We start from the raw sequence: 13152 nt of genomic DNA, 5'->3' as shown, positions 1-13152 counted from the left end.
AGTACTAATTTCCTGTTTTATGATTCTATTTAAAATAGCTATTTTATTAAATATTACCACAATTTTAACGATTACCACCAGATTAATAAAACTAATTCATATTAAAAAAAGGTCATTATTATTGGCTTAAGACATTCTTGCTTTCAATATTGCCTTTTACAGCGATTTCACGTGATGTAGCACTTGTTGTTGTTGAAAATAATGCGTTGACTACAGCTTTGATTCTTTCTCTATCATGGTCAGTAAGATTGGAACCCGACGGCAAACAAAGGCCATTTTCAAATAAGGACTCGGCTACTGTTCCACCATAATAAGGATATTTTTCAAACACAGGCTGCAGATGCATCGGTTTCCATAAAGGTCTAGACTCAATATTATCTTGCTGAAAAGCCAATCGCAATTGTTCACGATCGATACCATTAGTAACAATAGGATCAATTAATAGCGCCGTTAACCAATAATTAGGAATGTAATTAATATTAGGTGCAGTAAAAACCGTTACCCCTTCAATACCTTTAAATAAATCGACATAGAATTGATGCATAGCAATTCGCAATTGTACATGTTTATCTAAAACTTGCATCTGCCCACGACCAATTCCTGCAGCAATATTACTCATTCTATAATTATACCCTATTTCACTATGCTCATAATGAGGAGCATCATCACGCGATTGAGTAGCAAAAAATATAGCTTTGTCTTTCATCGCTTTTGTTTTGGTAACTATAGCGCCACCACCAGAAGTGGTAATAATCTTATTCCCATTAAACGATAAAACTCCTATATCTCCAAATGTACCACATTTTTGACCTTTATAAGTACTTCCCAGTGCCTCAGCACTATCTTCTAATATTGGGATTCCATACTGAATTGAGATTGCTTTTATTTTCTCGATTTGATAAGGAACGCCATACAAGTGTACAGCGATAATCGCTTTAGGCTTTTTGCCATTAGCAATTCGGTCTGTGATCGCTTCTTCTAAACTCGCAGGACATATATTCCAAGTTAGTTCTTCACTATCTACAAAAACAGGAGTAGCTCCTAAGTATAAAATAGGATTTGCCGAAGCGGAAAAAGTCATACTTTGACAAATTACCTCATCGCCTGCCTTTACACCTAATAAAATCAACCCTAAATGAATTGCCGCAGTACCCGTACTTAACGCACCAACGTGAGTATCGTTGCCTAAATAGATCTCCAAATCATCTTCAAGTCCATTTACGTGAGGACCTAACGGTGCTACCCAGTTAGTGTCAAAAGCTTCCTGAACAAATACTTGTTCATTACCGCCCATGTGCGGAGACGATAGCCATATTTTGGATGTTTTCATTCTCTTTTATTGTTATGTTAGTAGGTGTATTTTAGAATTGAGCTGCGTTCTTATATTAGTATGGCAGTAAAAAAATGCTTTAATTGCATGTAGTAAATAACAATAAAAATCTTAACAATTAGATAAAAATCAGTAAATAATACTGTTGACAAAGATAAAAACAATCTACTTTAAAACGCAAATTTGTTTTACTTTATTTTATCTATTTCACATTAACTCAAATAGGTACTGTTTTTTTTTCTCAAAAAAAATGGTGTCTAGCAGACTAATTACAATCGTACTTAAAATGTAATTAGGGATTTAGGTAATTTATTATTTTACTTTATGCGCAAATAGTATTTAACTTGATTTTTCTTCATAAGTGTGACTTTTGCTATAAACTAGAAAGTCATTATAAATATTTATGCGCAGCACAAGCAACATTACAATTCTTAAACATAATTTTATATCAAACATTTTTAGGATTGTCCAACTTAATACTTTGGTAAGTAAAGCTGTATTTAAAAATTTGTAATCAAAACAATAAGACAGTTTCCTTAGAGAAAATTATTCTTTAAAATCTACAGTTAAAAATAATAAATTTTAAATTTGATAATTGTTTATATAGTGTTCTACATCAAAACCTGAAGGAAATACAGTATATAATACAATAAGCAGATCCATCTTAAAGTTGTGATTTTCCAAATACCATTTGTTAATACGCACTTTATCTGGATAAATGATCTCGTCATTATAAGCTAATGGAAATTTTTGTTGCTGCAGTAACTCTTCTTCGTTGCGGTACTTAATGGAAGCTAAACCTGTGATGCCTGGTTTACCATTTAATACCATACGATCTTCTCCTATTAATTGATCTGCATATCCCGCAACATCGGGCCTAGGTCCTACAAAAGACATATCGCCTAAAAGCACATTAATCAATTGCGGCAATTCGTCAAGTTTATAGGCTCGTAAGAAACTTCCAAAAGCAGTTATTTTTTTTGAGCCATCCAGTAACGACTTTATTTTGTATATCGTAAAAGGAATTCCATATTGACCAATACGTTTTTGGCAAAAAAGTCCAAAGGATTTTGTATCGATACTGGCGATTAAAACACAAATCATCAATACAGCGCCTAAACAAAGTAGGCCCACTAAAGAGAAAAAAATATCAAACAAGCGTTTAGTCATTAATTTTTTTTGAAGATTATTGTTATCTATAAACCGTAACAGCATCATAAGGACAGAAACAAGTATGCTTCACCTCCTATCAGTAGTCACAATGTCCTATTGAATTATCCTCACTACTGATCTACAAATTTTTTACCATCTGATACTCAAATTCCAACTCATCAGCTTTGTGGCAATTATAGATTTCATAAAGAAGATGAACAAGCTAATCTTTTTTAATTAACTAACCAACTTCTAAATTTTTATGATTGTTAAATCGGATAAAATTTTCAGTTTATAAACTATCTTTCCAATACTTTAACCGCTCTCGTAAATAGTTATTCATTAAGTTAATAGATCCCATCGAAGGAAATGAAATCCCATTATAGTCATTTACACCCATTTTTACTTGAAAATTAGTTGGTGCACCTATAGCAATTATTCCTGCTCTTTTGTACAGCATTATAGCCCGTGGTAAGTGCATCGCATCAGAAACTACAATTACTTTTTTATTTGTGCCAAATTTTGCTACAAAAGCCTTTACTTCTTCAGCTGTTGTGGTCGGAGTTGTGAGAACATCGCAATTTTCGGAAGGAATGCCTAATTCTATTGCGGCTCTTCTGGCTACTTCTGCCTGAGATTCTAAATTTAAACGCGAATTTCCTGAAGTGACAATTTTGTAGTTTGGTAAAGGTTTTGAAATGCGAATGGCTTCTATTAATCTAGCTAAAGTGGTATTACTAAGCTGCGAGGTTGCAGGTAATCTAGAATCTAAACTATAGCCAGCTCCTAAAACGTGGAGGTAATAGGTTTCATTTTTATCTAGAATAGTGGGATTGCAAATAGGCGTTTTGGCTTCGTAATGTGCAACTAAATAAGTGGGCAATATATTTGTTGAAGCTGCTAAAAATAAAAGCAGCAGGATGGACCAGTAGAAGCAGATTTTTTTGAAAGAATAATGGTAAGTAGTAAATGCGAGTAGCGCTACTGCAAAAAGGAAGAAATTGGTAAGTTGTATACTGTCTTTGAGGAAATCTAGCACGTTAAATTTTTTATATAATTTATTTATTTGGCAGGAATTCCTTTTACAATTTGACCAGATGCTAGCGATTTAGTAACCATGCCTTGCCCTCCAACTTTCACATTATTGCCAATAGAAATGCCTTGTAAAGTTGCGCAACCAATTCCAAGTTCTACCTGATTTCCAATAGTTGTGTTTCCTCCCAAATTGACACCAGGGGAAAGTGAAGTAAAAGATCCAATCTTACAATTGTGACCAACCGCGCAGTTCATGTTCATTACTACAAAATCTTGAATTTCCGTTTCGTAGTTGATACTACATCCGGGATAAATAATGCACCCTTTTCCCAAAAATACTGCATTGGAAAGCCAAGCACTTTTGGCAATAAAACTGGGATAATCAAAGTTTAAATGTTTGTATAGTTCGTATAAAGTATTTTTTATAGTTGGAAATGCAATTCCCCATACTAAAGCAAAACCTTGGTTGGCATAATCATTAATGGCATTCACATTTCCTAAAACTGGAACTCCTGCAATTGTTGTATTATGCTTGCTCACATCATCATCTAAGAACCCAATAATTTCAAATTCTTGTTGAAAGATATTTTGATTGTAGGCAATATACTTTCCCACACTTCCAGCGCCGACAATGATTAATTTTTGCTTCATATTAGTTACTCCCATCAAAAGGCATCATTGGACGATCGTCAGTTTGATTTACTCCCTCTGTTTTAATTACTTTTATAAACGTAAGCCAAAGAATTTTTATGTCTAAAAAAAGAGATAAATTATTTACATATTCGATGTCTAACTCAAATTTTCGTGTCCAGCTGATAGCATTTCTACCATTTACTTGCGCCCAACCAGTAATTCCAGGTCTAACATTGTGACGGCGAAGCTGCTCTTCAGAATACAAAGGCATATATTTATATAAAAGCGGTCTAGGACCAATTAAGCTCATATCTCCTTTAAAAACGTTTAGCAACTGTGGTAATTCGTCAATGGATAGCTTTCGAATTATTTTTCCTGCTTTGGTAATTCTCTGATTGTCTGGCAACAATTTCCCATCAATACTTTTAGCATCAGACATCGTTTTAAATTTAATAATATTAAATGGTATCTGATTTTTCCCAGGTCGCTCTTGAAAGAAGAATGCAGCTCCTCGATTTTGTTTATATAAAATTATATAAATAATGAATAGGAATGGGAAAGTCAATATTAATCCAATAGTGGCAATAAGTAAATCTAAAATTCTTTTAAAAAAATTCTTATACATTAGTTAATTGATGTTTTGTATAAATTAACTGTCTTACGTCTTTTTCCAGATTCCAACAGTGGTATTTCGTTAACGTATTCTACTTTAAAATCTGCATCTTCTCCTAAATATTTCTTGAATTCACCAATTAATTGACTTTCTTTAGTAAATTGAGTCTCACAATTAATTTTAAACAAATAACTTTTTTGATGAGTCTGAATTAATTGATACTGTACGATTTCGCTATATTGCCACATGTTTTTATACATTATATAAGACGAAACAATCTCACCCGAAGTATCGAACAAAACATCTAATTTTCTTCCCTCGATTCTTTCTATATAGGTCTTACCATCTTTACTAACAATACTTCCGAGATCCCCAGTATCATATCTTATCATCGGCATCGCATAATTGTACAAATCTGTAACTACGATTCGCCCTAGGCCTCCTTCCTCTAAAACTTCATTAGATTCTCGTGAAAGAATTTCCAAATAATAACTCGCGGTATTAACTAGAAAAGCATCTTCGCCAAAAAGTTGCTGTGCAATAATGCCATTTTCTAAATTACTATATCTGGACACTACTGAACAAGTAAATAATTTTTCTAACTTTAGCCTCGTTTCCGCGCTTAATCCTTCTGACATTGTAATTATTCCAGCCGAATTTCCTTTTATTTGCTTAATGTTATTTATTTCGCAATAACGAATTATTTGTTCCAACGCTGAAACATATCCCAGAAAATTATACTTACTTCCATTTCCCTTTTGAATTTCTGTAATAATATCTCTAATCTGTACATTAGATAAAGTAATGACATCTATCGGTTTGATATTTTGCAATTTGTAAAAATATGGCTTACTCATTTTCTCCCTAACCCAAATTTTCAAGTACCATAATTTATTTCCAATACCGTAGCCTCCCAAATTACCAAAATAAATGGTATCAGCGTGGTTGCGAGCTTTTTTGTTAAAATCCTGATATACAGTAAAGGGAGTGCCTGTAGAACCTGAAGTAGTCATCGATACGACTTTCTTATCCAAGTAATTTTGAGCTCTGAATTTATTGATTGATGATTTTATAACTATCTTATCAACTATAGGAAAATCGGAGACATTTGTAGATGTAATTTTGCTGTAAAACTCAACATTCGCTTTAGCGTGTTTAATTAAATTGGTGAGTGCATCACTTGAACTTGCTCTATTTTTATAAAATTCAAATATTTGATTAAGATGAGACGTAACGGTATTTCCTTTTACGAAATCCTGTAACTGAAAAGCTGTTTTTCTTAGATTCATATTTTTAATTTTGCCATCCTATTACTCCTCTTTCTGCCAAAAATCTTGCGACTTTCGCCCTAATTTTCAGAGCAGTCATTTTAAAACTATTTAGCAATGAAGGCTCAAATTTATAAAAAATAGGAATTAGTAATTTTTTTCGTCTGTTATTTTTAAAAAATAAATCATACTCTTTATCAGACAAATTCGAAAATTTAGAATAATCCTGAAGCGTTTTTGAATCTTTAAAATCTTCATTCCCCAAATAGCTTAAACTATGTTTCGATTCTTTTGATGAATAACTAAACCAATGGTTTATAACTGAGTTGTTTGTAATATCCCATTCAATAACCCATCCCTTATCGGACATTTTTGGGAAAGCCAATTTTCCGTTAGCGTAGATGTTATTTGGTAAAAAGAAATTACCTAAACCGTATATTATAAATCCATCTTTATATGTCTCTCCACCTTGTATACAGTGGGAATGTCCCCCGATAATAAGTGAAGCTCCTGCATCTATTAATGCTTTAGAAAAGCGGCGATGAGCAGGAAATGGTAATGTTTCTAAATCAAAATTCCAATGAAAGTATAATACAACTTTTGCCTTTTCATCTTTAGCTTTTATTTCTTTGACCCAATTAAGGGTTTTCATTTCATCTATTGTATGAACGGTCTGTTTTTGATCTCTCGTATTTTGATTGTACAATAAGAAATCCCAACATGAATTCAATACATAAACATTATATTCAGATTCTTCTGCAACCACATACTTAAAGTCAGAATCAGATGTACTTCCTGCTCCAACAGCTTTATAATGATTTTGAAAAAGAAGATCTTTTGTAGACTTTAGAAGCTCCGGTAAATCAAGTGTGTGATTATTTGCCAAGGCAGCAATTTTTGTATCAAATTTCTGAAATACTCTTATTATTGATGAGTGATTAAATAAAATTGGCTTTTCTATTTTAGACGAAAAAGAATCTGTAATCAAACCCTCAAGATTAAATAGGATTGTCTGATTGGTTTTAAATTTTGCATTTGCAAGTGCCGTGTTAATGACATCTGTTGTTATTGAATTTGGAGAAGCAACATCGCCTAATATTATCATAATTTATAAATATTATTTATACCGTCCCAAATAATCTTATTCGTAAATTTATTTGCCCAATCTTCGCCTGCAAGGCCGTGAATATTCCTTAAATTCTCGTCTTCTATGTATTTAAGTAGTGTGATTTCTAATTCTTTAGTGTTTTTAACTGGAAACACCATCCCGTTTATGTTATTATTTACTGAATCTACACAGCCAGTAGCATCGCTAACTACAATTGGAATATTCATTGCTGCTGCTTGTATGGGAACGTTAGGGAAACCTTCGCGCCAAGATGGCAATACAAATATATCAAACAAGGACATATAAAGTGGGACATCATCTTGAAAAGGAATATGAATAATTCCAGGATGCTTACGAAAGCGGGATTCAAATACTATATCGCACTTAATATGCCCCATCATTATCAGACGCACATTGGGGTGATTCTGATAAATATTTTCAAAAGCTTCTACTAATTCATAACAACCTTTGTGCTGTGTAATTCGACCTACAAAACCTATAGTAATAACGTTTGCCAATTGGTATTTATCTACTAATGCTGTTTTTTGCTGTTTATCTATTTTTGAAAAATCAAAATCTAAAGTATTTACACCATTGCTACTACCAAACTCTATAACTATTGATTTATTTATTTGAGCCACTCCGCTTCTATTAGCAGCTTTCAGTAAAGAAGGACTGACATAAATCACTTGATGAGCCATCGATACTGTCCATTTTTCCATTGCAACTAATATCCGCCTTTTAAGACCAGTCTCGGTTTCAAAGCGCAATCCGCGACAAGTATAGATGCGTTTTTTTATACCTAAAAATTTTGCCGCAATCATACCAAGTAACCCCATTTTAGGAGTTCCTAGATTTACGATATCTGGTTTTATCGTTTTAAAATGCTTTGTTATTTGGAATAATGTTAATAGATCTTTTAATGGACTTATTTCATTATCTATTGTTACTGGTAAATGAGTAATTCCTTCTCTTTCACAAAACAACTTCTCTTTATAATGATCCTGAGAAATTAAGTATACTTCATAACCCAAGCTCTTAAAATAGGCAGCTTGACCATCCATTAATCTTGAACTTCCACCAATTGTTACTCCTAAAATTAATCGTTTCTTTGCCACTATTTCTGATTTTTAAACCATTTCTGAAATACAAAAAGCAACCACAATTTAGTAGAGTGATTCTCTTTACCAGAAAAATGTTCCGATTTTAATTTCTCTATCATTTCAAAATTAAATATTCCTTGCTGTTCTATAATTTGTCTCGAAAGTAAAGCATTTAATTCCTCTTTTAATTCATTTTGAAACCAAAGACGTATTGGAATCCCAAATCCTTTTTTACTAAATGCCATTGTTTCAACGGGCACCAAATCACGAAATGTATCTTTTAAAATCTTTTTCTTATTGGTTCCATCAATTTTAAAATCGTGTGGTAGACGAGTGGAAAACTCTGCTATTTTAGAATCTAAAAATGGTACTCTCGCCTCTAACGAATTGAGCATACAAGCGCGATCTACCTTGGTAAGCATATCTCCTTCTAACACTAATTTAGCATCACTATAAAACGTTTTGTTGAGTTCGTCACCATTAAGATCTGAAAAATATTTTAAAATAATGGCATTAGAATTTTCTTGAAATTCTAGCTTTAGCAGTTCTTGTTTTTGCAACTCGGTATAACCCAAAGATGATAAAGAGGCATATCTTTGATCAGGGCTGAGACCGGCAGAATGAACTACTTTTTTTACTTTTCTAAGAATTTGATTTGTGGTACTGGTATGCGGAATAATTCCAATTATTTTTTCAAATAGCTTTCTCAGCGGTTTTGGATATTTGTTATATTGGTCTGCATAATGCTTCCCTAAATATTTATCATACCCGCCAAAAAGTTCATCGGCACAATCTCCTGTTAAGACTACGGTTACTTTTTCTTTGGCTTTTTTTGCGACCATCATAGAAGGAATTGCAGAAGAATCACCAAATGGTTCGTCAAAGTATGATAAGGTTTCATCAACGATTTCTAATAAATCTTTATGACCTACTATAAACAAAGTATGATCTGCCCCAATATGCTTTGCCACCAACGCCGCTCTTTCACTTTCATCGTATTCTTTTTCTTTGAAACCTATCGAAAAAGTTTTAATTGGCTGAGGTGACAGTTTTGCCATAATAGCCGAAACTACACTAGAGTCAATTCCCCCACTCAAAAAACTGCCTAACGGCACATCCGAAATCATTCGCTCTTCTATAGAGTCAAACAATCTTGTTCGCAATTCTTCTTTCGCCTCTTCATAATTGCGCAGTTGATGCTGCTGATTATTAGATGAGATACTTTCAAAATCATAATATTGTTTTGATATAAAATTTCCATCCACATCAATTGTAAGATAGCATCCAGCTTCGACCTTAAAAACATTTTCGTAGATTGTGTACGGTGCGGGAATATAGGTTAAGCTAAAATATAAGTTTAAAGCCGTTTTAGATATTTGTTTTCGGTCGTAAAACCCATTTAATGCTTTTAACTCCGATGCGAAAAAAAATCCATTCTCATTTTGAGTATAAAACAAAGGTTTTTCGCCAAAACGATCCCGAACTAAAATTGTTTTTTGCAGCTTCTCGTCCCATAGTGCAAAAGCAAACATTCCTTCTAGTTTTTCAAGACATTTGTCAATACCCCAAGCTTGGTACGCTTGTATTATTACTTCGGTATCGCTTTGTGTATTGAACTGAACTCCCTCAAATTCTAATTCTTTCTTGATATTTTTGAAATTATAAATCTCTCCGTTAAAGATCAGTACGACTGATTTATCTTTGCTAAACATCGGTTGTTCGCCTGTACTTAAATCAATGATCGAAAGACGCCTATGTCCTAAGCCAACAGGACTTTTATAGAAATAGCCAGCGGCATCCGGCCCTCTTAAAATGAGTTTATCGGTTGCTGCAGTTAGTTGTTGTTCTGTAATGCCTTTGGCACTAAATCCGAAAATTCCGCACATTTATTTGATTTTTCTTATTACCATCATCATAAAATATAACAATGTAGCCATTTTGCGCTTTGCTAAAAAGAAAAACAGTTTCCAATGGACAGGCAAATACTGCAATTCTAAAGATTGCAATGCTTTTGCAATTTCATTATTTGACAAAATACTGTTTATATCTTTAATCATCTGTACTCTACTTTGAGCATTTCTTACAGAAGTAATACTTAGTAAATTATTAATAATAGAAACTGCTTTTCTGTTTTCCAAAGCATGATAATATTCTGCAGGTAGTTTATAAGCTAGGAGTAAATCTGCAATAGCGTGAAACATATTTAAGAAGCGCGGAAATAATGTAGATCCGTGATTTTTTGTTAATGAGTTTTCATTTTCTTGCCAATAAAAATAGAAAGAATTGTGCAGGTAAGATATTTTATTTGCATATTGAAAATATTCAATATTAAAAAGCACATCCTCGCTTCCAATAATTTTTGTATCTACAAAATTTAAATTATTATTCTTTATATGAGCTGTTTTATATAATTTTCCCCATGCAGAATTAAAGTTATCCGTTTTTACTGGGTTATAAAGTTCTTTTTCTAAAAGACCGACAGTTCTTCTTTTTAACCAATCAAGGCTTTTTCCCGAGAATAAAAAATCTTTATCATAAAGCCAAAAATTCTGAATTGGTTTATCACTAAAAGTTTTAGCTCCTGACCAATAAACCAAGTCGCACTCATCTCTATTAACAGAATTGATAGCGTATTCACAAGTTCTTAGATCAATCCAGTCATCAGAATCGACAAACATTATATAATCACCTTTAGAAAGTGAAACCCCCGAATTTCTAGCTCCTGATAAACCTTTATTTTCCTGCTCCACTACAATTACTCGTTTATCTAAAATAGCATAATCACGAGCTATTTTAATAGAATTGTCTGGCGAGCCGTCGATTACTAAAATAATTTCTAAATTCTGATAAGTTTGTTTTACTAAACTATCGATACATCTATTAAGATATTTTTCCACATTATAAATAGGAATAATTATAGAAAGCAAAGGACTATCACTCATTATTTTAATTCTAAAAATTCAATTATTTCTCCACTAATGATTGTTGGATTTAATCGATCAACTATTTTACTAGCTTGTTGTCCTAATTGTCCTCTTCTTACAGGATTATCAATAAGTTCATCAATGGCACTTGCCATTTCTTTTGTATTTGCGTTTTCTACAATAATTCCCGAACTATTGTGCTCGATCATATCTCTCGGTCCTGCAATAAAGTCAAAAGCTACACAACAGCAACCGGCACCCATTGCTTCGGCTAGCGCATTAGGAAAACCTTCACTTCTGGAAGGAATGACATAAATTCCTGCGGAAGCATATACCTTATCAATATTTTGGACTTTTCCTAAAAAATTAATACGTTCTAAAACACCTAGCTTTGTTGCTAATTCTTTTAATTCTTGTCCGTTTTCATCACCACCCGCAATATGCAGCTCCCAACTTTTATTTTTCAATAAACTAAAACTTTCAATTAATAGATCAAATCCTTTTAAATGATCTCCTAATCTTCCTACCGCTAAAATAATATCTTTTCTTTCAATCTCAGGAAACAGCATTATAGGTCGAAGAATATTAGGAATCACTTTAATTTTAGATTTCTTAAAGTACTTCCTTTGATAAGATGCGGCTATAGAAGTTTGAGCGATTACTCCTGTAGGTGGTTTTAACCAGAAAGCCAGACGGTTTATTGTTTTAAAAGGTTGTTTCCACACAAATAGAGGACTAGAACGCTCTGAAATAAAGAAAGGAATTTTTATTCCAAAGAGTGCAAATGCAGTCAGAGCAGCATAGAATTTATTGAATGCCAGAATCGTGTCTGGTTTTTCCATTTTAACTAGCAATCGAATCCACCTAATCGTCTTAATAAATGAAAGTGAACTCGCATTAAGGCCTTCTGGTTCCCATAACTTGATAGCTGTATTTAAACTAAAAAAATGGTCTTTTTTGAACATCGCCACAAATACAACTTCTATATTAGAATCCTCTATACTATTAGCCGTATTGACCGCAGCTCTTTCCATACCTCCCATAGAAAGACATGGGCCAATAATCAATACTTTTTTTTTCATTTATAAAAACTTCGCTATAATTTGGTTTTCATACTCTTCATTAATAATGTCGGCAACAATTCTTCCTCCTTTAGCTTCACTGGTATATTTACCTTCAATTATTACTTTTGTAGTAGCGCCTTTTAAAAACCATTCATATTCAACATCTAGGTTTCCTATATCTAAGGCTTGAAATCCGGCTAAGGCTAACTCATAAGCCAAAGGTTTAGCAGTTGGACCCATTGCCACTAAAACTAGATATTCTTTTGATTGTTGTTTCGCAAAATTCAATAAATTATCAAATTGATCGAACGCGTTATGAGCTGGGCCCAATACTCTTTTCACTGAATTGGCATTTGCAAACAAATTATTTCCAACTCCTAAACGGCTTTTTTCACCCTCTATCAATAAAATATCTTTATCATTCCAAATCGATTGCACTTTTTTGAACCATTCCCCACTATGAGAAGTGTCTTCATAATCCATATAGAGACGGGTCATCGAGGCATTATAATAAATTTTGTCTTTTTTTAGTATTTTTTTTATACTAGGGTAGGTCCATGATATGATGGCTCTCCATGTTACCTTCGCTTCTTTTTTTAAATTATTTAATGATTGATAGCCAACAGGCAACCCAACCAAAATATTCTTATTTTCAGATTGTAAAATTTCAATAAAATAATTTCTTAATCGACTATCTTGTTTTTGGAAAGGTAGAGACCTTTGCTCCGAAATATACAAAAGTTCTCCATCACCAAATCGGCATATAGATACTTTATCCTTTAAAATTTTATCAATTGTTTCAGGAATTGACTTTACAATGGGAAGAGGATATATCTTAGTTACCAAAGGAAACACTGCGCTTAAAAAGTGCTTAAACACTTTTCTAGGGTATTTAAAAAAACTACCGTATTGTAAGTTCATT

The 13152-nt window shown here is 32.8% G+C and carries 12 protein-coding genes; all 12 read right to left on the bottom strand.

Annotation, left to right across the window (positions count from 1 at the left end; genetic code table 11):
* Positions 1-118 precede the first annotated feature (118 nt).
* The 12 genes from RCH18_RS10685 to RCH18_RS10630 all read right to left on the bottom strand — a co-directional run bounded on the left by RCH18_RS10685 (position 119) and on the right by RCH18_RS10630 (position 13151).
* On the bottom strand, positions 119-1330 hold the full coding sequence (locus RCH18_RS10685) for a DegT/DnrJ/EryC1/StrS family aminotransferase (protein WP_326936748.1): 1212 nt from the start codon (positions 1328-1330) through the stop codon (positions 119-121).
* A gap of 582 nt (positions 1331-1912) precedes the next feature.
* The gene (locus RCH18_RS10680; RefSeq protein ID WP_326936747.1) at positions 1913-2500 is read right to left on the bottom strand and encodes a sugar transferase; all 588 of its coding nucleotides are present in this window, start codon (positions 2498-2500) and stop codon (positions 1913-1915) included.
* Between the two features lie 274 nt (positions 2501-2774).
* Positions 2775-3521 (bottom strand): YdcF family protein, encoded by a 747-nt coding sequence (locus RCH18_RS10675; RefSeq protein ID WP_326936746.1) that lies wholly within the window; start codon positions 3519-3521, stop codon positions 2775-2777.
* A gap of 23 nt (positions 3522-3544) precedes the next feature.
* A complete protein-coding gene (locus RCH18_RS10670; RefSeq protein ID WP_326936745.1) occupies positions 3545-4168 on the bottom strand; it encodes a NeuD/PglB/VioB family sugar acetyltransferase in 624 nt (207 codons plus the stop codon).
* A gap of 1 nt (position 4169) precedes the next feature.
* Positions 4170-4775 (bottom strand): sugar transferase, encoded by a 606-nt coding sequence (locus RCH18_RS10665; RefSeq protein ID WP_326936744.1) that lies wholly within the window; start codon positions 4773-4775, stop codon positions 4170-4172.
* Complete coding sequence (locus RCH18_RS10660) at positions 4775-6052, bottom strand: CoF synthetase (RefSeq protein ID WP_326936743.1); 1278 nt, start codon at positions 6050-6052, stop codon at positions 4775-4777. The genes RCH18_RS10665 and RCH18_RS10660 overlap by 1 nt, the downstream gene beginning before the upstream one ends.
* Positions 6053-6056: 4 nt before the next feature.
* Positions 6057-7136: a CapA family protein gene (locus RCH18_RS10655; protein WP_326936742.1), complete on the bottom strand. Its 1080-nt coding sequence runs from the start codon at positions 7134-7136 to the stop codon at positions 6057-6059.
* Complete coding sequence (locus RCH18_RS10650; RefSeq protein WP_326936741.1) at positions 7133-8257, bottom strand: glycosyltransferase family 4 protein; 1125 nt, start codon at positions 8255-8257, stop codon at positions 7133-7135. The genes RCH18_RS10655 and RCH18_RS10650 overlap by 4 nt, the downstream gene beginning before the upstream one ends.
* Positions 8257-10128: an asparagine synthase (glutamine-hydrolyzing) gene (asnB, locus tag RCH18_RS10645; protein WP_326936740.1), complete on the bottom strand. Its 1872-nt coding sequence runs from the start codon at positions 10126-10128 to the stop codon at positions 8257-8259. The genes RCH18_RS10650 and asnB overlap by 1 nt, the downstream gene beginning before the upstream one ends.
* Positions 10129-11184, bottom strand: a complete 1056-nt coding sequence (locus tag RCH18_RS10640) for a glycosyltransferase (protein WP_326936739.1) — start codon at positions 11182-11184, stop codon at positions 10129-10131.
* Positions 11184-12248 (bottom strand): glycosyltransferase, encoded by a 1065-nt coding sequence (locus RCH18_RS10635; protein ID WP_326936738.1) that lies wholly within the window; start codon positions 12246-12248, stop codon positions 11184-11186. Before RCH18_RS10635 ends, RCH18_RS10640 begins: the two co-directional genes overlap by 1 nt.
* A complete protein-coding gene (locus RCH18_RS10630; protein WP_326936737.1) occupies positions 12249-13151 on the bottom strand; it encodes a GT-D fold domain-containing glycosyltransferase in 903 nt (300 codons plus the stop codon). It lies immediately after the preceding gene.
* Between the last annotated feature and the right edge of the window lies 1 nt (position 13152).

Origin of the sequence: Flavobacterium sp. PL11, assembly GCF_035985025.1 — a bacterium.
Lineage (GTDB): Bacteria > Bacteroidota > Bacteroidia > Flavobacteriales > Flavobacteriaceae > Flavobacterium.
This window is presented reverse-complemented; position numbering and strand designations above follow the sequence as displayed.